The sequence below is a fragment of the Clostridium sp. LIBA-8841 genome (assembly GCF_057782475.1).
In genome coordinates this window covers 1,566,108-1,586,401 of record NZ_CM173488.1, presented here as the reverse complement: position 1 = coordinate 1,586,401, position 20,294 = coordinate 1,566,108, and the positions used below count along the sequence as shown (strand labels likewise).

Below are 20,294 nucleotides of genomic sequence, written 5' to 3'. Positions count from 1 at the left end.
GAAGTATTTTCTCTACACTTCATATCTTTTTCTATTTAAGCATATTTTTAAATGGAATATCTAAAAAGCACCACTCAACTAAAACATACCTCTTAAATAAATAAAAAAGGACAACCTAAAAAAATTACCCTTTCTTTTTTAATTCATTTATTTGCTCTTGAAGTTCATAAATCATAGCATTATAAGTATTAACATCTGCATATATTTGTTTTCTAACATATCTAGGAAACATTTCTTTTATATCTTCTACATATTCTTCTCCATCACGAGGAATTTTAAAGTCTGTTATACTTAATTCACCATTTACTCTACTCGCTTTAAGAAGTACAGGCATAGATCCTCCACTTCCAACACTGTTTTCCTTTAAAACCCAAAGATATATTTCATTTTTATCTGTTCCCAAAACTTTAAAAGCACTATAAACATGTCCTTCATTAACTACAATTTTATTACCAGTCTTATTATCAATGTATTCTCTAATTATACCATTATCTGCCTCAGTAATTTTTAAATTATCCTCACTATTTCTACCGCATCCAATAAATGATACTGTGCATATCAAAAGTATCATCATTAGTACTACTTTCTTTGAAACCTCACCTAGACTCCTACTTCTCATTTTATTCCCCTCTTTAAATCATACAATAATTAATCTTATTATAATTATTGTATCTTACTATAATATTCTAATAATTACAATTAAACCTATTATAAATTACATTTTAATTACTAAAATACTATATTACATCTCTTTACTCAAATACTTTTTACCATATGCATTTTACCAGAATTCTCTTCAACTACTTTATATCCTAAATCTTTATATAGTGCAAATGCTATATGATTAAATTTAAATACATGAAGAAGTATTTTATTAAGTCCTTTTTCTTTCGCTTCATTTTCAATCAAAAGCAAAGTTTGTTTTCCATAGCCTTGCATGCGAAAACTCTCATATACTAATATGTTGTTAATAAATGCTACCTCTTGATTAAATTTGCTGTACCATATAGTTCCTATATCTTCATTTTTAATATTTGAAATCATATAAAAGAAATTATTTTCTGTGTATTTCCCTTGTGGAAGAATCTCATCAAATTGTTCTTTCGAACTTTTAAATCCATCTTCTTCATTACACATCCCTGACTTTATTAAATCTTGCGCATAATCTGAAACACTTAATTCAATAAATTTTTCAAATTCATTATTACTCATTTTCCTAAAATTCACATCAAATTCCCTCACTCTATTTCCTCCAATAAACTCCATTAATATAATTAAACTTAGTATCTTTATGATATTAATATTACTTAGATTAATATTTTTTTAAAATTTGACCATTATTAGAAATATTCTTTCACATATACTTTCTATAAAAAATGCTATTACTAACCAATTTAAATTAAATATTATTTACAAATTATCCTTAACTGTTAAAAAATTAGTAATATTATATACATAATATTCTAAATTTATGTTATATTAGTTAACGGATATTAAAAGTAAGGAGGACAAAATGAACAGATTAACATCATTTCTAAAGAAAAGGAAAGGCTTTATTATAGTAGCTATAATTGGTATTATTGCAGGTTTTATTTTTTATAAAAATCCAACACCAGAAGAAATTGATAAATTAAAAGTAGAAAAAGCTACAATGTTAACAAAAGTAGATAACTCTCAAAAAGAACTCTCTACTCTAAATGAAGATGTAAGTAGTTTGCAAGATGAGTTTAGTAAGCTCACTACTGAAAAACAAAACCGTGAGGAAGTTTTAAAAGATACCACAGCTAAGATAGAACAACAGAAAAAAGAAGAAGCCGAAGCTAAAGCCAAAGAAGAGGCTGATAGATTAGCTAATAAGGAGGCTGAAAATAATAATCAAAGCTCTCAAAGCAATTCTAATGAAAGCTATGCTAGCAATAATAATGTTAATAATAATAATAATAGTAGTAGTAATTCAAGCACATCACATAGTTCCTCTTCTAATAATCAACAACCTTCTAAACCAGTTGGTGACATGGTGTACATAACTGCAACTGGCAAGAAGTATCATCGTATTAATAATTGTGGTAAAACCAATCCCGCTAACACAAGTTGTATTTCACTATCAGAAGCTCAATCTAGAGGATATACACCTTGTTCAAAATGTTATTAATATAAAGAAGAAAGGACTATGACTTATGAAAAACAAGCTAAAAAAAGTGCTAAAAGGTTCATTAAAATTCTTTTTAGGAATATGCGTGTTTTCTATAGCTTCTTTTATTGGTGCAGCACCAAAAATTGATCCAAGCTTAACGACTCCTCATTCTGAATTAATCAGTGATATTAGTAGTTCTAAAAAGACTCTAACTAAAACCAATGAAGAAATTTCTAAAGCTAAGGCTCAAAAAGAAGACTTAGAAAAACAGTTAAATGATTTAAATAATTCATTAAAGAAAACTAATGAATCTATTGATCAACTAGAAAGTAGCAATAGTAATTAAGATTTTATTTAAATGATAATTTTCTATATATATTTAAAAATTCATATACAATATATTTAAATATTATTTCTAGTTATATACCCTTTAAATAAAGAACCAGTTAGCAATGTATACTAACTGGTTCTTTATTTCCTTTTTTAATTCTAGTATACCTAGTGAACCTTAATAATTTTTTGTCCATAAAGGCTAGTTTTACGCTACTTTAATTACATATTCTTTGAAAATATTTGACTATACTTTTTTATAGTTTTACAATTATTACAAGAATTAAAGATATTTCTTTATAACTATGTTCAACTTATTGATTGTGAAAACTAAAATAAAAAGGAATAAGATCTCTACTAAGAAATATAAAATATGAGGTGACTATTATGAGAATAGGAATTATAGGGCCTTCTGAGGAAGAAATAATGCCATTCATTGAAAATATTTCTGCTAAAAAAACAAGCACCTTTGCAATGTTAAATTTTTATAGTGGAAATTTTAAGGGTGTTGATGTTGTATCCTTATACTGTGGAGTTTGCAAGGTGAATGCTGCAATTGCTGCTCAACTTTTAATAGACAAATTCAATGTTACCCACATTATTGTAACTGGTGTGGCTGGAGGAATTGATAAAAGATTAAATATAGGAGATACAGTTATTTCAATAGAAGTTGCCTACCACGATGTTGAAGAAGGAATTCTAACTGAATATCATCCGTGGATGAGAAGTGTTTACTTTAAAGGAGACAAGTCTCTTCTTGAAATATGCAAGAAATTATTAGATGAAAATACTTTTGCTCAAAAAATCTACTTTGGAAAAATTGTTACTGGTGAAACTTTCATAAATAATGATATAAGGGAAGAAATAATTCATAACTTTAATCCCATTTGCGTAGATATGGAAACTGGAAGCATTGCTCATGTATGTTATGTAAATAAGATTCCATTCCTAGCTATAAGATCAATAACTGATACTGAGAATGAAAGTGGCATAGAAGTTTTTGAGAATAACTGCGAAATGGCATCTCTTAACTCTATTGAGATAGTGAAAAAAATATTGGAGTTTATTTCACAAGATATTAATTTATAAAATTTTAGGACAAACTGATTTAACAAAGGAGGAGTACATATGATGAAATCTTTAAACAACTTAATTCCAATGATATTAGCTTTAGCTTTAACTACAATTATTTTTATACCAATAAATAAGAAATTTAATATATCTAGTAAAATAGCACCATTTATTCCTGTAAGCCATGAATATAAAGCTGCTCTTTTTATAGCATATACACTTTTGATTTTACTTTTAGTAGGGCTTTTAGGTATATATATAATTCCAATGTCTGATTTAGCCTATTGCATATTTACTGGAATAGTCGCAGGTATTGGTATTAATATAACTACTGAGTTATCCCCTAAACATTGTAAGTAAAAAATATATTATATATAGCTGAATATTTTTTTATAATTTAATATAATTAAAAAACACAAAAGCTCTATGTTTATAAATATCATAGAGCTTTTGTGTATTATTAGGATTATGTCTTATTATATATAAGTATTACCTAACTACTCATAAACTATACATTCTACCCTTAACAACAGCTAAAAGATTAATTACCTTTTAACTCACGATATAGTTTTCACTTAGAGAAATTTACTCATTAAAAAATTGCTTACTTATCTCAATAAACTTTTCATGATTTGAAAGCATTGCAGGATGTCCACCTTTATCAAACAGATAATATTTCCCATGACCTATTTTTTTAATCATATTTCCATATATATAATCAAAATAATCTTTATCAAGGATGCTTATAAATTCAGCTTCCTTACTTCCTGTCATAAGAATTTTTGCTTTTAAATCATTTAAAGGGTTGTGAAAGAATTTCCCAATTATTTTATCATGTTCTATGATTACATTAGTATCATTATCCACTATGATTTCCCAATCATCGCCATGCATGTATTGATAAAACATTTTTGCATTTTCATCATTCTTAGAACCTTCTCTATCTTTAGCTATATTTTGGGTATATGTTTTTAAAGGTACCTCTCCTTCAAAACTGTCTGCAATTACTTTATCAACTAATTCTGGAGCTTCTAAAGCCACATTGATTGCTGCCAAAGCACCACCACTACTTCCAATAATATATACATTCTTATAATTTTTCTGCTTTAAAAATTCAATAACTTGCTCTGCTTCATCGTACCATAAATCTATTGGAAACTTATGAAGCCTATCTGATTGACCATGCCCTAAAAAATCAATTAAAATCACTTTATAATCTGATGAATACTTTTCAACGATAAGTGAAAACATTTTTGAGGAAGCCGTATTTCCATGTAGCAATAATAATTGCTTACCATTTCCAATCTCCTCATAATAGCAAGAATGACCTTTATATGTAAAATAAGACATTCCCTCTCCTCCATTTCTCATAATAAATTCCTGTTTTTATACCAGTTAAATAAGAAAATTAATTCTCAATAATTTACAACTATCTATTAGTTTATATACTAATTATACATTATTTTTACAAATTGAACTTAGAATTTAAGTATAAAGTTTTTGACTAAACAAAATAACCTTTATACTCCTTAAATAAAAAAACTTAAAAACCCAATTATATCACTCTTTTATATAATTTAAATTCTAAAGATACTGATCGATTTCTTTAATTATAATTTCATATTAAATTTAATTTAAAAATATAAAATAAATTTTGTATTGACATTTTTCAGTACTCGTTATAAATTAACTGTAAGGATATGTTAACATTAGTTAATATTTCTTAACAAATAATCTTTATTTAGCAATCTATACTATTTCCCTTAAAAATTAAATTTACAGATTATAAATGGGGAGAGAAATAATTTATGAGTAATTTAAAAAGAAAAATTCTTGGATTAGCATTAGCATGCATTATGTCTTTTACTTTAGTTGCATGTGGCAATTCTACTAAAACAGAACAAACTAATGTAGAAAAAACTGGTGTAGAACAGATAGATGTAGAACAAACTGATAATAAACAGGAAGTTAAACTTGAAGAAGGTAACTGGGCTCCTGAAAATTATAATGCTTTAACAGATCTTATAGATACATATGGTAAAAACAGCAAGGATTATGATAAAAATAAAAAACCTTATGCTGTATTTGACTGGGACAACACATCAATAATTAATGATGTTGAAGAAGCATTACTTGCATATCAATTAGAAAATCTTGAATTTAAAATGACTCCTGAAGAATTTAGCAAGACTATTAGAATAAATATTCCAAAGGACAACTTTAAAGAGGATTGTAATAATAATGAAGGAAAACCTGTTAACATTGAATTAGTTGGTGCTGATATTGATTCAGACTACAAATTCTTATACGAAAATTACAACGGTTTCAAAGGAACTAAATCTTTAGATGAGATTAAAACTACTCCTGAATATAAAGATTTTATAGCTAAAACTAGATACCTTTATAATTCAATCGGTGAATCTTTTAGCGCTGATGTAAGTTATCCATGGGTAACTTACCTATTTGCAGGAATGACTGAAAATGAAGTTGCTGAATTAACTGAAAAATCAAATGATTATTGGTTAAGTCATGAACTTGGTGAAGAAACTTGGACTAGTCCAGAGGAATTACCAGGTAAAGCTGGTGTTGTTTCAGTTAAATTCCACACTGGTTTAAGAACAATAGAAGAGCAACAAAACCTTTATAAAACTTTAATGGCTAATGGAATAGATGTTTATATATGCTCAGCATCATTCATAGATGTTGTTAAAACATTTGCTACTAATCCTAAGTATTGGTATGAACTCCCAAAAGAAAACGTATTTGCTATGGAACTTGAAAGAGATGATAATGGTGTAATTAAGCCTGAATTTAAAAAAGGCTACGATCAAACTCAAAGCAAAGGTAAAACTAAAACTATAGAAAGATTTTTAGTTGAGAAACATGGTGGACAAGGTCCATTAATCGTTGGTGGAGATAGTTCTGGAGACGTTGCTATGTTATCTGATTTTAAAGATACTAAATTTAGTTTAATCGTTAACAGATGTAAAGGTGGTGAACTTGGTAAACTTTCAAAGGAAGCTGCTGATACTATAGGCAAACCAGATGCTAGATATTACTTACAAGGCAGAGATGAAAACACCGGAGAATTCAGACCAAGTCAAAAGACTGTATTCTTAGGAAGTACAGAAGAACAACTACTTAAATAGTACTTTTAATAATACAAAGGTTATTATAATTGCTTGCATTATTAAAAGTGTACTAGTGAAATAGTAAAATTGCTAAACTATAAGATTTATTAGAACATAAATTATGCTAAAAAAGGTTCATTAAGATAAAACTTAATGAACCTTTTACTTTTTAAATAAAATATAGTTACTTATACTTTTTAAACTTATTAATACCTATATTCTATTTAATAATTTTCAGCTCTTACTTCAAAGAATCCTTGAGCGTAATTACATACTGGACAAACTTCAGGAGCTTTTTTACCCATAACAAGATGTCCACAATTTAAGCATTCCCACATAGTTTCTTCTGATTTTTCAAATACTTTTTGCATTTCTATATTGTTTAAAAGTTTTCTATATCTATCTTCATGAGATTTTTCTATTTTAGCAACTTCTATGAACTTTTCTGCTAAATCAAAGAATCCTTCTTCTTCTGCATCCTTTGCAAATCTAGCATACATGTCTGACCATTCGTAGTGTTCTCCTTCAGCTGCATGTAATAAGTTTTCCTTATTATCTCCTAAGTATCCTAATTCTTTAAACCATAATTTAGAATGTTCTCTTTCATTTCCAGCTGTTTTTAAGAATAGTTGATAGATTTGTTCATATCCTTCATTTTTAGCTACATCTGCAAAGAATGTATATTTATTTCTAGCTATTGATTCTCCTGCTAATGCATCCATTAAGTTCTTTTCTGTTTTTGTTCCTTTATATTTGTTAGCACTTTCACTAGATGATTCTGATTTTTCTTCAACCTTTACAAATGCTGAAGCTGGACTTTTACAAACTGGACATGTAAATCCCTCTGGTAATTCTCCTTCTTGGATATATCCACAAACTGAACAACGATATTTTACTGATGTACTCATTTTTTCTCCTCCTAAATCTTTACTTCTATCAATATAAATTGTATGCAACATTTCCTCTGCAATATTACTTAAAGGTTTTCCATAAAAGTCTTCATATAGCTTTTTGATTTCCTCATTTTCATGACTTAATCTAACTTTCATACTTGAATCTCTTTTATATAGTCCATTGATACGTTTTTCCATAAGCTCATCACCTTTAAACTCAGCATCTTTTGGCTGACCACCTCCGCCAATACATCCTCCTGGACAAGTCATAACCTCAATAAAGTGATATTTTTTATTTCCATTTTTCATTTTTGAAATAAATTCTGAGGCGGTTTTGGTTCCATAAATAACAGCTATATTTATATCTAATCCATTGATTTTAAAGCTTGCTTCACGAACTCCCTCCATACCTCTTACAGTTTCTAAGTTATAAAATAATTTTGGTGGATTTTCTTTTGTTATATATTTATATGCTGTTCTAAGAGCAGCCTCCATAACACCTCCTGTGTTTGCAAATATGACACCTGCACCCGAAGCCTCTCCCATTAATTTATCAAAGCTGCTATCTTCTAAAGAATTAAAATCTATTTCTTTTTCTTTAGCCCAAATAGCTACTTCCCTAGTTGTTATAACATAATCCATGTCTCTCATGTCACCTATACCATAGTATTTACCAGATGCATTCATTTCTTCTCTTTTGATTTCAAACTTTTTAGCTGTACATGGAGTTAATGCTACATTCACAATTTTAGATGGATCAATTCCCATCTTTTTTGCAAAATAAGTTTTTATTGTAGGTCCCTGCATACCAATAGGACTCTTTGAAGTTGAAATATGCTCTAAAATTTCTGGATGAAATGTTTCTGCATATTTTACCCAGGCAGGACAACAGCTAGTAAATTGAGGTAAAGGTTTACTTTTCTTTTCTATACGCTCTACTAATTCACTTGCCTCCTCAACTATTGTTAAATCAGCAGCAAAATTAGTATCAAGTACATAATCAACTCCTAATTTACGAAGTAAGGCAACCATTTTCCCTTCAACAAAACTACCATCTTTCATGTTGAATTCTTCACCTAAAGATACCCTAATAGCTGGAGAGGTAGAAACTATAACTATCTTATCTTTATCCTTTACTGCATCTTGGACCTTACCATAGTCAAAGACTTCTGTAATACTAGATGTAGGACAAACATTTGCACATTGACCACAATTAATACAAACAGCAACATCATGAGTTTTTTCTAATGAATAATGACCATTTACACCTATGTAATCTGTACATATATTTTTACACGTACCACACTTTATACATTTATCTTCATCCCTACAAATTGATGGGTTGTCCTTTTCAATGGCTACACGAATATCTGTAGATAAATGCTTACTCATTTAGTTCTCCTCCTGTTAATTTTTAAATTTTATTTTATAACTACATATGTGATATTAAACCCTAATACATATTTTTTCAATTAATGTATTTAAATACATTCACTGTTTTTTTATTTATTATTTAACTTTTTTTAAATAATTTATATATTTTTTAACACTCACTTTAATATCTACTCTTTTTGAGATTAAATCTTCAATTTGTATAAGATTATATAAAAAATTTTAAAAACGGTGTTTTAAATTACATAATAAATATTTTTTCTTTATTTAAATATACTTTTTGAAGAATTAAATCTTATAGCTTATGCTACTTCCACTACAAAAGACAATAAAGTTATAACAGCTTGGGATAAGGATAGTAATACTTATTATTTAAATAAAAAAACTTGTGAAATGGTATATAAATAATATAGAAAAGCTCTATGCTATAAACATAGAGCTTTTTATTGTATCCAAACAAGTCTGTAAAAGTCTTTATTATGATTAATCTCTAGACATCTTACTTATGTTCTGTATTCTTCTCTTTAAACCTAATAACTCTTATTAAAAATATTGGTATCTTTTTTATCCTAAATATACGACTAGGTTCTAATATTATGCGGTGAAGCCATTCTAAATTAAGCTTTCTAAAAATTATTGGTGCTCTCTTTACAGTTCCAGCCATTATATCAATACTTCCACCAATTCCTGCACTTATTTTAACTGGCAATATATCTTTATTTCTATAAATCCATTCCTCTTGTCTTGGACAACCTAATTCAACTAATAATACACTTGGCTTTAAACGCTGAATTTCTTCTATTATTAACTGCTCCTCTTCTTTGTCAAAGTATCCATCATGAACTCCAACAATTTTTAGATTTTTATATTTCTCTTCCATTAAAACTTGAGCCTTCTTAGCAACACCAGGTTTAGCACCTAATAAATAAATGGTTTCATCAGTTTCCTTAATAGCATCAAAAAGTTCAAATATTAAATCACATCCTGCTACTCTTTCCTTTATTTCATCCTTTAATAATTTTGAGGCTAATACTATTCCAATACCATCAGGAATAACCAAATCAGCTTCATTTATAATATTAAAAAGCAATTTATTGCTTTGAGCCTCCATTACAATCTCTGGATTAGGTGTTATTAATAAATGATTTTTATCTGATTTTAAAAAACTCAATAATCTCTCTAATGCTTCTATACTACTTATGTTATCAAAAGGAACATCTAATATATTAACTTTCATAATTTATCTTCTCCTTTGTAATAAGTTAAATGAGCTTTTAATTACTCATCTCTAAAGTCATATTTTCCATTAGGCAAGTCTATATCATGTCCATTTATAGAAATAGTATCAGCATCAACCCAAGTCATATCTACCTCTTCTATATGGTAATCATTATATATTAGTTTTTCCTTTTTGCTATTACCCTCTTTCAAATAGCATCTTACTGCCCAATCTGTTGTTGATCCTCCGTTAACAAGATAAGCCTGAACTTTGTATTTTCCATCACTAGATACTGTTTCTCCTAAAAGTTCCTCACTTGGTTTAAAATATACAGTAATATCGTTTACTGCTGATGATATTTTAAAAACAGATACTCCTAAGAAGATTATACAAACAAAGATAACTACTCCCCATATAATCTTGGATCTCTTATTTTTTGAATTTTTAGTAATCCCTTTATCCTCCATAAATTTTCTCCTTAATATTTGAACTCATAACTCTCTTCTCATCTTAATTATAAATTACTCTTAGAATTATTAAAACTTACTTATATTATAAATATCAATCTTTACAGATTTTCTTCATAACAAAGATAAGAAAAAGGAAGTACATTGGCACAATTATAAAAGAAAAATCAAATAATCCAAAGTTATATAAAACCTCAAACATTCCTACAAAAGGTAATAAAATTATGTTTAATGGGTAGGTAATAAATGAAAGGATACTATCATTTGGTGTTGATTGATAAAACCAAGATAAAAAATAGTCCTTGTCAATTATAAAAACAATAAAGAAAGCCATTAATCCAATAATAAAGTTTCTAACCTTTTTAAATTTCACACTAAATATTTTTACTAAACCAATAAACAAAATAGTATTTATGATTAGTATGACATGAGCATTTTCTGTCATTGGAGTGTATTTATTATCAACCTTAAAGCCTACTACCAAAGATGAAGCATATAGAAAAATATAAATAATCACAAGTTTTAATGTTTCATTTATACTTCTAAGCTTATTTAAAAAGTTCATTTTATCCCCTCCTCTTCCATAAGTTTATCATTTAAATATTGCCAAGATATTACCTTAAGAATATTTTTAAATTTATTTAACAGATAATAAATGAAGAAATCTGATGTGGTCTTAGAGTCTCTTGATTTAGTAGATATAACTAGTTTCTATGTGAAAAACAATCTATTCTTATATCACTATTACCGTGCAAAATCTTATAAAGAACTTGGTTTATTAGATCAAGCTGAAGAATCATTTAAACTATTAAATGACCTAGTTAAAAGAAAAGGATTAACTAAGTAATCAGCTAATATACGTGGAGTTAAAATTGATATTGAATAATTTTAAAAATATAAACATTAAAGACTTAAAATGTTTTTATTATATAAATAAAGCTTATATCCCTATTCATTAAGGATATAAGCTTTTAACTCTTATATTAAATATTTTCTTTTGAATGCTGTTATTTAGAAAGTCTTCTTTGAATTAGCTTGCTGATTTCAGAAATTAGTATTACTAAAAATCCAACTAAGATTATTTTAATCCACATACTAATTGGTAAAGCTATAGTGTTGAAGAATACTCCACCAAATTGAGTTATAACAACTTGTAGAGTAAATGTCACTAGGAAAACTACTAGCATCACCTTATTATTAGAAATATTCTTAAAAATACTAGTATTGGTTAACTCCCTGCTATTAAATGCATTGAATAATTGGAATACAACAAACATTGTAAATAATATTGTTGGCATTTGTTCTTTAGTAGCACCCATAAAATTAAAAATATTCTGTCCTATAAATACTAAGGATATAAAGACTCCATTTATTACTATTCTTCTTAACATTCCTTTAGTTACAATATTAGCATTCCTCTTTGTTGGTTCTCTTCCCATTAAATCCTCTCTTATAGGTTCAAGACCTAAAGTTAAGGCTGGTGGACCATCCATTATTAGATTTATCCATAATAATTGTAAGGCTGTAAAAGGAGATTTAAAACCTAATAATATGGTGAAAAGTACAACTATTACGGATGATAAATTAACTGTAAGCTGAAACTGTATAAATCTTTGAAAGTTCTCATATATGCCACGTCCCCATTGAACTGCTTTTATAATTGTAGAAAAAGAATCATTTAATAAGACTATATCACTTGCCTCTTTTGAAACCTCAGTTCCTGATATACCCATGGATATTCCCACATCAGCACTTTTTATTGCAGGAGCATCGTTTATCCCATCACCTGTAACTGCTACAATGTTTCCTAATCTCTTAAGGATTTTCACAACTCTCATCTTTATTGATGGCGTGCTTCGTGCTATTACTCTGATTTTAGGTAATAGCTCCTCTAATTCTTCATCACTTAAGTTTTCTATTTCCTTTGCCTCTACCGCTATATGGTTGTTATGAAGTAAATCTAACTCCTTTGATATGGCCTTTGCTGTTATTAAATTGTCTCCTGTAAGTATCTTCACATCTATTCCTGAACTAAGACACTTATTGATTGAGACAAACACATCCTCTCTAAGTGGATCTGATATTGCAACAAACCCATCAAATATCATTTCACTTTCTACTAACTCTCGAATCCATTCATAATTATTAATACGCCCTAAATTTTTATGAGCAAAAGCTATTACTCTATAAGCCTTATTTTGATATTTCTCAATTTCCTTCTCTATCTCTTTTTTATTTTCCTCATTTATTTTGCACATAGATATAATTTTTTCTGGACTACCTTTTGTGTAAGCGTATGCCTCCTCTTCTTTTCCTACTATTGTAGTCATATTCTTAGTATCTGAAGAAAAAGGAAATACATAGAGCATATTATTAAAATTACGTATTTCTTTATAATCTTTCTTTGCTTCCTTAACAGCTACTAATAAAGCACATTCTGTAGGGCTTCCAATGAATTTAATTTCCTTATCTTTTAATTCTAAGTCTGCCGTACTATTTATACAGAAATTTTCTATTATGTCCTTATTATTTAACTCACTAGGTTTTACTATATGAGAATCTACATATATATCTATTACCTTCATCTTATTCTCTGTGAGAGTACCTGTCTTATCTGAGCAAATCATATTTATACATCCAATTGTTTCACAAGCAATCATCTTCTTAACTAGGGCATTTTGTTTTGACATCTTTATAATATTTATGGATAGAGACACGGCAACAATAGTTGGTAATCCCTCTGGCACAGCTGCTACTATTAGTACTATACTTGTTATAAATGCTTCAGATACTGTATCAAGAGAAATAGTTCCACTCAAGAAAAATATTATAATCTGTACTGAAAATACTATAAAGGCAGCCATGACTCCAAGCACAGTTATAAGCTTTCCTAACCTAGCTAGCTTTTCCTGTAATGGAGTATTTGATTTTTGAGTTGATGATAACTCATTGGCTATCTTACCAAACTCAGTACTTTCTCCTACATTGGTTACAATCATTTTTCCCTTTCCTTCTGTAACGAAGCTTCCTGAATAAAGCATATTCGTACGTTCTGCCACTGGGATGCTTTTCTCATGAAATATTATCTCTGAATCCTTATTTACAGGCATACTCTCACCTGTTAAAGCAGATTCATCCACCATAAGGGAGTCAGCCTCTAATAATCTCCCATCTACAGGAAGTTTATCTCCTGTTTCAACTAAAACAATATCCCCACTAACTATATTCTTTTGTGGTATTACCTGAACTTCATTGTTTCTAATAACTTTTACCAAGGTATTTTCATTGATTTTACTTAAGGCTTCAAAAGCTTTGGCACTCTTTTGCTCCATAAAAACTGTGATTATAACTGATAAAGAAATTGCTATAAATATCCCTAAACATTCAAGAAAATCAGCATTACCACCATTTAAAGCTCTTATGACATTAACACCTAAGGCAATTATTCCTGCTGAGATTAACATTAGAATCATATGTTCTGTAGCTGCATTAATCACTTGTTTAATAAGGGATTCTGATTCATATTTCTTAAGCTTATTCTCACCAAATTTCCTCTGATTTTCTTTTACCTGTAGTTCACTTAACCCTTCCCTTTCATTTGAGTTGAAAAAGTCAATAACTTCTTGTTTTTCCTTCATAAAAGCATTCATATAATCCTCTACCTCCATTTTCATCTATATAAAATAAAAACTCATGTACAGTTTTTAAACCATACATGAGTTTTATCTCTAAAACAAAAAGAGACACACGCATAGCATAAAAACTATACGTGAGTCTCATTATTTAATACAAAGCCAGACTATAAATAGTCAGTATGTTGGCATTTGTAACACATTCTCGTGCAAACTACTCCCCCACAAGATATTCTATTAAAACATCCTGTTTTGTGTGAAAGTAAAATCTAAAAATTTTTAAACTAATACTTCTTCCTTTACTTCTTCCTTAAGGAATTTATTTAGTGCATAAGCAATTCCATCTTCATCATTTGATAAAGTAACAAAATCAGAGATATCCTTTAATTCTTGTACTGCATTATCCATAGCGACACCTAGGCCAACGTATTTAACCATTGATGCATCATTATGACCATCACCAAAGGCAATAGCCTCATCTTTACTAATCCCTAAGTGAGCGAACACAGTATCTAAAGCCTTTGCTTTATCAATTCCTTTAGCAGTGAATTCAAAGAAGAAATCTGCTGTGAACATACAACTTAAAGTATCTTTAAATGGCTCCATCATTTCTTTGTAATGTGCTTGTAAATATTCTGGATCACCAGCAGTTAATATCTTATTTAATGGATAATCTGCAAAAGCTACTAAATCATCCTTTTCACATAATTTAAATCTACAATTACGAGCTTCATATTTAATTATGTTGAAAGGCTCTCCTTTATAATTTATCTTATTATCATACACATCCTTAACATACATGTATTCACCTTTACAAATCATAGGTTTAACCTCAAATTTTTTCATATGCTCAAGAACAGCTTGTCCATCTTCTACACTCATAGTTTCATTAAATAAAACTTCATTAGTCTCACAATCAATTACCTTTGAACCATTAAATGAAACTAAAAGCCCATGATGCTCGTCCATTTTTAATTCTTTAGCTAAGTACATTAATCCTGATGTTGGTCTTCCTGATGCAATAACTAAAATCATTCCATCTTCTTGAGCTTTTAATAAAGCTTCTTTAGTTTTTTCACTTATTTTCTTTTCATTGTTTGTTAATGTTCCATCAACATCCATAACAATTACTTTGTATTTCTTCATACTTTCACCTCATAAACTGTAATAATAAAATCAATTAATATTATATAGGGAAAAATATTTCATAACAAATTATTCTATAGCTTATATGTAGTTAAATAAGGATATATATTGTGCTAAGGGGTTTTCACCTTGACTATACGTAAAAAAGTGATTTAGCTTCTAGCACATAACTAAATCACTTAAAACTTCTAAATACCTAATAATATTTTTTTAATTCCTTCTATTGTTAACCCATTAGCTTTTAATTCTTTTATTTCTTCAATACGCTTAATTACCTCTTCTCTTGGAAACCTTCTAACGAGCCTATTATCAATCTGTTCAAATGGTAATAGCCCCTCCTCCGTATAGTATTTTAATGTACTGTATCTCATGCCAGTTAACTTAACTAATTCGCTTATTGTAACAAAATCAGAATTTTGTATTCTCTTAATACTTCTTGGTATTGACATTATCTACACCAATCCTGCAATTATATCTGAAACTAAGTTAAGTGCTGAATAATTTTCAATCTTAGTAATTTCTTTCTTAATTAATTTAAAAATTCTAGTTTCATTACTTTTAGCTACTTCTTCTATTCTCTCTTTTATTATTTTATACTCATACTCTGAAAAATAAGCCATTAGCATTTTATTTGAATCTAAAAGAAGTGAAAGATACATAGTATTTTCATCAATAGATCTCTCTTCCAATAATTCAGCTCTTAATTTTTGAATGATATGCTCTCCTATATCCTTGCTATCCTTAAAGGTTCCTTTAGAGAAATCCACTAACTTTTCTCCATTTTCCTTTTCTAAAATTCCATTATCAATAATCTCTTTTACAATAGAGTTATATACCTTGCTACAAAACTTAGAGTGTATATAAAAATGCTCTATCCACCCATCTAGTTTCTTTAAGTTCTTGGACTCATGAATAGTCTTTAAAACCTCATCAACATATTGAATTCCAGTTAATCTTGCATCAGTAACAATAATTTGATCCTTCTCATTAAAAGCTATCTTATTGTCTAAAAACAACTCAATTAATATAGATGAATTGAATAGATCTTAGTATTTCATAATTTTAGCTTATCTATTAAATATAAAAAACCTCCTTTCTTAACATCTAAAAGAAAGGAGTCATTATAAACTCTTACTTGCTTAATACAACGTTATTCATTCCATTAGGAAGTAATTCTGTTTTTAAGTTATTTGCTTTAATATTTCCTGTAGTTGAATATTGATCATTTATGTTAAAGAAGAAGTTGATATTTTCATTTTCTCCAGCATTAGAAAGAGTTACACTCCATACTCCATTTCCATCATTCTTCATATTAACTGGTTTCCAGTTATTTAAGTTAGTGTTTATTTGAACATTTTTATTTATGTTTTGGCTATCATCATATGTTACTATTATTGTTCCATCACTATTATTTTTATAGCTTACTACTCCAGTTAAGTTAGCTATGTTTTGATTAATATTTCCTATATTCCAAGGAATACTATCCTTCGCTAATTCTGGCATAACATCATATGTATCATAAACCTTATGATTTCTAGTGAAATCACTATCCCAACCATTTAAGTACCAGTTTTCACCACCCCAAGTTGTATCACTTAAGTACCAGTTTCCATATAAGTTAACAAAGTTCCAAGCATGAGGTCCTCCTGCATATCCATTTACCCATATTCCTTCTAATCCAAGTCTTTGAAGTAAATACTCATATCCCTTTGAATATCCTCCACAAATAGCTTTGTGATCTATAAATGAACCTCTCATATCTCCACAAGCCCCTGTATTTGCATACTTCACCATACTTTCATAATTAAACTGTAGTGATTGTATTATCTGATATACACTCATGTTAGGTTGAATTTTGCTTAAAATTTCTGAAACTGATTTTTCTGTTTCTAAAAGTTGTTTATGGTAATCATCTCCATTTTGAGCCCCGTTACCTATATAAAACTTTTGTCCAACAACCTTTCCATCCTTGTTGATAGGTGATGCTCCCCAGTCCTTTAATAAGAACATCCTTGGACAATTTCTAACTAAATACTTTTGTATTTTTTGAGAATCATCGGTATTTATGTTTATTCCTTGAGAAGCATAATCTATAGAAACTATAGTATTTCCCTGTGAATCTCTTGGATATTTATCATCACTATTATCATAATTAAGTAAAGTTTTATAAGCTAAGTCCCAAGCCCTTTGTCCATCTTCACTTAATAATGTTCTGGCATAATATACTTCTGAATCAAAAGGTTTAGTTAATTCATTTAAATCTGCATTTAAAATATATTTATATCCTGTAACTGTCTCCTGCTTCATATTTTCCTTATTTAATAATTGAGGATATATTGAAACATTAAACTCACCAATACTAACATAAATTGGAGTATTAGCATTTAGTCCCTTATCATCAGTTATGGTTATAGAAAAATTTCCTTTTGAATCAGCATTTCCATAGAACTTATTGTCATCTACAGAAACACAAACCTTATTACCTGGCTCTGTAGTTCCTAAAACATTAGCTGATACTATTGTTCCCTCGCCTAAAATATTCAAAGGTTTAACATCAATACTTGGAGTATAGTTCACAAGACCTTCCTTAGTTATCTCAAAATATTGAGTTTTCTCAATACAATCTGTTCTTGTTGAAGTTCCACTGCTGTATAAAGTAGGATTAGATAATCCTGAAGATTTATTTATATTTAATGCTACAACATCTCCATAATTGAATGATGCATCATTAATCTTAGATACAAAGTCCTTAACATATTTGCTGTTTGCAGTTGCATCTAAAACTGCTTGTCCACTTTTCTTAGTGATTAATTTGAAGGTAAAGTTATTGTCTGAGTTTCCAAAATTACCCGACTCACTTATTGCCTCTATCTTCATAGTATTTTGGTTAAATAAGATTTTTAATGAATTTCCTCCCCATATATTCTTAAAGTTTATATATGAGTTATCGAACACTTTCTTCTCTGGCTCACTAGCCTCCACATTAGTATTTGTAGTAGTATCTAAGTTACTCTCAACTACTGCCTTATCCCCTGTCTGTGTCTTATCTACAGTATCAGCATAACTTATCTGTGATGTAAAAGACGTAAATGCTATTGCTGATATTATTAATAAGCTTATTGACTTTTTTCTCATAAATTTCCTCCTAAATATGTTTATAACATTTTAATAATATGTATAATTTGTTAATTTATTTTATTATAATATAAAATTGGTAGAATTTATATTATAATTTTTAAAATAATTAATTTTAATATTAAAATTAATTTATTAAAAATTTTTATACATTTCATTTCTTAAATTCACGCTTTATAAATCTTTTGTTGATATATCTTATTACTTTCACACCAATTTTGTAAATTTTCTGACCAGTTATGCAAAATGTGTTGTGATTTTTTTATATAAAAGTATAATTTAACTTGAATAAAATTCTAAAGCAAAGGAGAGAAAATTATGAAAAGATTTTTGTGGTTTAACATTGAAAAGCTAAAAGAAGATCCGGATTACTTTTTGGTCATATTTTTATTTTTGATAATAATACAGTTAGCATTTTATTTTCCTTTAGACAAATCTCAAGATTTTGGTGATATTGTTTTTGGACTATCTACATCCATTTTCTTCATCTACACTCTATTTTGCAAAAAAGAATTTACATATAAAGATGTTTGGAAATGTTTTTAGACTTTAATTAAAATATATCTCAAAATGAATAACTTAATTTTAGTTGTTTATTAATTAAAATATTAATTTTAGAAAGGATTGAATTTATGGTTATATATTATTGTATATCTTTAATAATACTTTTAATTATATTGATGACTGGTATTGTTCATCCACTTTGTGCATTTTTAGCTAGAGATACTCACATAAGATTTAATGGTGTTTTATATAAAAACTTAAATGAAGAAAAATACAAAAAGATACTCTTTTCAACCTTTTTAAATTTCATTATTCTAATTTTATGTCTATTTACAGTATATTTTAAAGCTAATACTGTTTCTTCTTTACTTATAGTAATATTAGGCATAGTATTTCTTCAACAGTATATATTAAGACCTTTAAAATAGTTTAATTTTAAAATAAAAAGGCTAGTTAGATTAATTACCTTCTAGCCTTATTTTAATATTTATAATAAGTAGAAACTGTACTGTCACAATGCCCCAGTCTAATCTATCTAAAACATCCTTTGTAAACTCATAATAGTTCATATTGTGATTGATTCTTTCAATATCTATTTCCTCATACATTAACGCCCATGCTACTTACCTTAACATACAAATTAACTTAATATAGATATTTTATATACATTAAATATTTGAGCAGGCTCTGATTCAGCAACTTGTCCATCATAAGTAACTTCAATTAAGTCCCCTAACTTTAATTCCTTAAGACTCACGCTCTCCCCATCTAAGTTTATTATTTTTGTATTATAATCTATATGAAGTATAAAGTTTCCTCTATGATTAACATCATTTTCTGCAATTCCTTTGACCATAATACTATTATCTCTCACTTCAACTATATTACAGTAAAAATTCACTTTCTCTTTTGACTTTGATATAAACCTAAAGCCAACAGTGCTAAAAATAAAGATTAATAATAAACCTATAACTCCAAATACCACTTTATTTTTTCTCAAATTTATTGCTCCTTAATTAAAAAAATTTGATACTTACCTCTTTTGGAATCCTATTGAAATACATAATATAATTAAAAAGCAAATTATTAGTTAATCTACTCTTCAACTTGTCTATTTCAATATAATCTATAGGATTATTTCCTATGTCTTAAAATAAATGTTATATTAAATTTATTTCTTCTTTATAATCACTTGATTTACTTATTGATAATTATGTTATATTTTAAAACATTGTTAAAA

The 20,294-nt window shown here is 28.1% G+C and carries 22 protein-coding genes; 8 read left to right on the top strand and 14 right to left on the bottom strand.

Going from position 1 to position 20,294, the window contains the following annotated elements:
* Nucleotides 1–124: 124 nt before the first annotated feature.
* Nucleotides 125–619, bottom strand: coding sequence for a hypothetical protein (locus AC2A4K_RS06950; RefSeq protein ID WP_322503676.1), 495 nt, complete (start codon nucleotides 617–619; stop codon nucleotides 125–127).
* 137 nt (nucleotides 620–756) lie between these two features.
* Nucleotides 757–1,242: a GNAT family N-acetyltransferase gene (locus AC2A4K_RS06945; RefSeq protein ID WP_322503677.1), complete on the bottom strand. Its 486-nt coding sequence runs from the start codon at nucleotides 1,240–1,242 to the stop codon at nucleotides 757–759.
* A 271-nt stretch (nucleotides 1,243–1,513) separates the two neighbouring features.
* Here AC2A4K_RS06945 and AC2A4K_RS06940 point away from each other — a divergent pair, with 271 nt between their 5' ends.
* The 4 genes from AC2A4K_RS06940 (at nucleotide 1,514) to AC2A4K_RS06925 (ending at nucleotide 3,895) form a co-directional block, all read left to right on the top strand.
* A complete protein-coding gene (locus AC2A4K_RS06940; RefSeq protein WP_322503678.1) occupies nucleotides 1,514–2,152 on the top strand; it encodes a hypothetical protein in 639 nt (212 codons plus the stop codon).
* A 25-nt stretch (nucleotides 2,153–2,177) separates the two neighbouring features.
* Nucleotides 2,178–2,480, top strand: coding sequence for a coiled-coil domain-containing protein (locus tag AC2A4K_RS06935; RefSeq protein WP_322503679.1), 303 nt, complete (start codon nucleotides 2,178–2,180; stop codon nucleotides 2,478–2,480).
* Between the two features lie 371 nt (nucleotides 2,481–2,851).
* Nucleotides 2,852–3,553, top strand: a complete 702-nt coding sequence (locus tag AC2A4K_RS06930; RefSeq protein ID WP_322503680.1) for a 5'-methylthioadenosine/adenosylhomocysteine nucleosidase — start codon at nucleotides 2,852–2,854, stop codon at nucleotides 3,551–3,553.
* 39 nt (nucleotides 3,554–3,592) lie between these two features.
* Nucleotides 3,593–3,895, top strand: coding sequence for a hypothetical protein (locus tag AC2A4K_RS06925; protein WP_322503681.1), 303 nt, complete (start codon nucleotides 3,593–3,595; stop codon nucleotides 3,893–3,895).
* 225 nt (nucleotides 3,896–4,120) lie between these two features.
* Here AC2A4K_RS06925 and AC2A4K_RS06920 read toward each other — a convergent pair whose 3' ends face one another.
* Nucleotides 4,121–4,885 carry an alpha/beta fold hydrolase gene (locus AC2A4K_RS06920; RefSeq protein WP_322503682.1) on the bottom strand — a complete coding sequence of 255 codons (765 nt, stop codon included), beginning with the start codon at nucleotides 4,883–4,885 and terminating at the stop codon, nucleotides 4,121–4,123.
* Between the two features lie 458 nt (nucleotides 4,886–5,343).
* Here AC2A4K_RS06920 and AC2A4K_RS06915 point away from each other — a divergent pair, with 458 nt between their 5' ends.
* Nucleotides 5,344–6,684: an HAD family hydrolase gene (locus tag AC2A4K_RS06915; protein WP_322503683.1), complete on the top strand. Its 1,341-nt coding sequence runs from the start codon at nucleotides 5,344–5,346 to the stop codon at nucleotides 6,682–6,684.
* Between the two features lie 206 nt (nucleotides 6,685–6,890).
* Here AC2A4K_RS06915 and rbr read toward each other — a convergent pair whose 3' ends face one another.
* The 4 genes from rbr to AC2A4K_RS06895 all read right to left on the bottom strand — a co-directional run bounded on the left by rbr (nucleotide 6,891) and on the right by AC2A4K_RS06895 (nucleotide 11,202).
* On the bottom strand, nucleotides 6,891–8,951 hold the full coding sequence (rbr, locus tag AC2A4K_RS06910) for a rubrerythrin (RefSeq protein ID WP_322503684.1): 2,061 nt from the start codon (nucleotides 8,949–8,951) through the stop codon (nucleotides 6,891–6,893).
* Between the two features lie 499 nt (nucleotides 8,952–9,450).
* The gene (locus AC2A4K_RS06905) at nucleotides 9,451–10,188 is read right to left on the bottom strand and encodes a WecB/TagA/CpsF family glycosyltransferase (protein ID WP_322503685.1); all 738 of its coding nucleotides are present in this window, start codon (nucleotides 10,186–10,188) and stop codon (nucleotides 9,451–9,453) included.
* Between the two features lie 41 nt (nucleotides 10,189–10,229).
* Entirely contained in the window at nucleotides 10,230–10,637 is a 408-nt protein-coding gene (locus AC2A4K_RS06900) for a DUF5412 family protein (protein ID WP_322503686.1), read from the bottom strand.
* Nucleotides 10,638–10,731: 94 nt separating this feature from the next.
* Nucleotides 10,732–11,202, bottom strand: coding sequence for a hypothetical protein (locus tag AC2A4K_RS06895; RefSeq protein ID WP_322503687.1), 471 nt, complete (start codon nucleotides 11,200–11,202; stop codon nucleotides 10,732–10,734).
* A gap of 90 nt (nucleotides 11,203–11,292) precedes the next feature.
* Between AC2A4K_RS06895 and AC2A4K_RS06890 the strand changes: the two genes are divergently transcribed.
* The gene (locus AC2A4K_RS06890) at nucleotides 11,293–11,484 is read left to right on the top strand and encodes a hypothetical protein (protein WP_322503688.1); all 192 of its coding nucleotides are present in this window, start codon (nucleotides 11,293–11,295) and stop codon (nucleotides 11,482–11,484) included.
* Between the two features lie 160 nt (nucleotides 11,485–11,644).
* Here the strand turns inward: AC2A4K_RS06890 and AC2A4K_RS06885 are convergent, their stop codons facing one another.
* The 5 genes from AC2A4K_RS06885 to AC2A4K_RS06865 all read right to left on the bottom strand — a co-directional run bounded on the left by AC2A4K_RS06885 (nucleotide 11,645) and on the right by AC2A4K_RS06865 (nucleotide 18,550).
* On the bottom strand, nucleotides 11,645–14,287 hold the full coding sequence (locus AC2A4K_RS06885; protein WP_322503689.1) for a calcium-translocating P-type ATPase, PMCA-type: 2,643 nt from the start codon (nucleotides 14,285–14,287) through the stop codon (nucleotides 11,645–11,647).
* Nucleotides 14,288–14,548: 261 nt separating this feature from the next.
* Nucleotides 14,549–15,415 (bottom strand): Cof-type HAD-IIB family hydrolase, encoded by an 867-nt coding sequence (locus AC2A4K_RS06880; protein ID WP_322503690.1) that lies wholly within the window; start codon nucleotides 15,413–15,415, stop codon nucleotides 14,549–14,551.
* 188 nt (nucleotides 15,416–15,603) lie between these two features.
* A complete protein-coding gene (locus tag AC2A4K_RS06875) occupies nucleotides 15,604–15,864 on the bottom strand; it encodes a helix-turn-helix domain-containing protein (RefSeq protein WP_322503691.1) in 261 nt (86 codons plus the stop codon).
* 3 nt (nucleotides 15,865–15,867) lie between these two features.
* The gene (locus AC2A4K_RS06870) at nucleotides 15,868–16,437 is read right to left on the bottom strand and encodes a GOLPH3/VPS74 family protein (RefSeq protein WP_488458855.1); all 570 of its coding nucleotides are present in this window, start codon (nucleotides 16,435–16,437) and stop codon (nucleotides 15,868–15,870) included.
* A 109-nt stretch (nucleotides 16,438–16,546) separates the two neighbouring features.
* Nucleotides 16,547–18,550: a hypothetical protein gene (locus AC2A4K_RS06865; protein WP_322503692.1), complete on the bottom strand. Its 2,004-nt coding sequence runs from the start codon at nucleotides 18,548–18,550 to the stop codon at nucleotides 16,547–16,549.
* Between the two features lie 318 nt (nucleotides 18,551–18,868).
* Here AC2A4K_RS06865 and AC2A4K_RS06860 point away from each other — a divergent pair, with 318 nt between their 5' ends.
* Together AC2A4K_RS06860 and AC2A4K_RS06855 are read left to right on the top strand one after the other, a co-directional pair.
* Nucleotides 18,869–19,096 (top strand): hypothetical protein, encoded by a 228-nt coding sequence (locus AC2A4K_RS06860; protein ID WP_322503693.1) that lies wholly within the window; start codon nucleotides 18,869–18,871, stop codon nucleotides 19,094–19,096.
* Between the two features lie 86 nt (nucleotides 19,097–19,182).
* Nucleotides 19,183–19,482 carry a hypothetical protein gene (locus tag AC2A4K_RS06855; protein ID WP_322503694.1) on the top strand — a complete coding sequence of 100 codons (300 nt, stop codon included), beginning with the start codon at nucleotides 19,183–19,185 and terminating at the stop codon, nucleotides 19,480–19,482.
* Nucleotides 19,483–19,512: 30 nt separating this feature from the next.
* Here the strand turns inward: AC2A4K_RS06855 and AC2A4K_RS06850 are convergent, their stop codons facing one another.
* Both AC2A4K_RS06850 and AC2A4K_RS06845 read right to left on the bottom strand, forming a co-directional pair.
* The gene (locus AC2A4K_RS06850) at nucleotides 19,513–19,662 is read right to left on the bottom strand and encodes a hypothetical protein (RefSeq protein WP_322503695.1); all 150 of its coding nucleotides are present in this window, start codon (nucleotides 19,660–19,662) and stop codon (nucleotides 19,513–19,515) included.
* Nucleotides 19,663–19,694: 32 nt separating this feature from the next.
* Nucleotides 19,695–20,054, bottom strand: a complete 360-nt coding sequence (locus AC2A4K_RS06845) for a DUF3221 domain-containing protein (protein WP_322503696.1) — start codon at nucleotides 20,052–20,054, stop codon at nucleotides 19,695–19,697.
* Between the last annotated feature and the right edge of the window lie 240 nt (nucleotides 20,055–20,294).